1 protein-coding gene is annotated in these 786 nt (G+C 33.1%); it reads left to right on the forward strand.

The genetic code is table 11. From position 1 onward, the window contains the following. Nucleotides 1-610, forward strand: a 610-nt coding sequence (locus MJ764_RS11360) for a hypothetical protein (RefSeq protein WP_239327129.1), incomplete at its 5' end; no start/stop codon positions are given. Nucleotides 611-786 lie beyond the last annotated feature (176 nt).

A 786-nucleotide genomic window follows, 5' to 3' on the forward strand; every position in this document is an offset into this window, starting at 1 on the left:
AGAGATTAATATGAAAAATATAATACGAATATTTTGGTTTTCACTGTTTCTAACTGGATGCCATTCACAAAATAGTTTTCAACAGTTAAATTCGTTAAATATAGATTCAATTCCAATGGAGAGTTATCAAAGAACTATACGATACTCTTTTCCAATGAAAGGTATATTAGATTTAAATATACCTAGAAATGGACCTATGAATATGGGGGTGCGATCAAACTGTATTTTAATACTAAGTGGAAAGCCAGAGGATAATAATAGAAAACCATATAAAGTTATATGTTATAAATCTTCTCCTAAAAACATTGTCACTCCACTAGGGTGTGTTTACCTCTCAACATATCAAAGCAAACCTCGAATCAAGGACTCGGTGATCACACACCATGAAATGGAGCGTGGCCTTGAATATATAGAAAGTGCGGTTAAAGAGCTTGAGAATATAGCAAAGGACTCTGTGAGTACACAACATGAGATGGAGTGTCGCCCTGAATATATAGCAAGTGCGGTTAAAGAGCTTGAAGCTAAACCAGATTTAGAAGATATTGCAGTAGATTACTCCGCTGCGAGTGAAAATAAAAAAAAGGTTTATGTATTTATTTATAAAAAATAAATATACAACAACAGCAAAGACGAAAGCAAACTAAATGCCCAAGAAAGAAAAATAAACGAAAAACTAAAAAAGCCGGCGTACAAAATGCAGATGATTACCAAAGAAAATATGATGCTTGTAAAACTGAACAGTGTAAAAAGCAAGTATTAGCTGATTATGAGCAAGCATCTAAACAG

The sequence above is a fragment of the Snodgrassella gandavensis genome, assembly GCF_914768025.1.
GTDB lineage: Bacteria > Pseudomonadota > Gammaproteobacteria > Burkholderiales > Neisseriaceae > Snodgrassella > Snodgrassella gandavensis.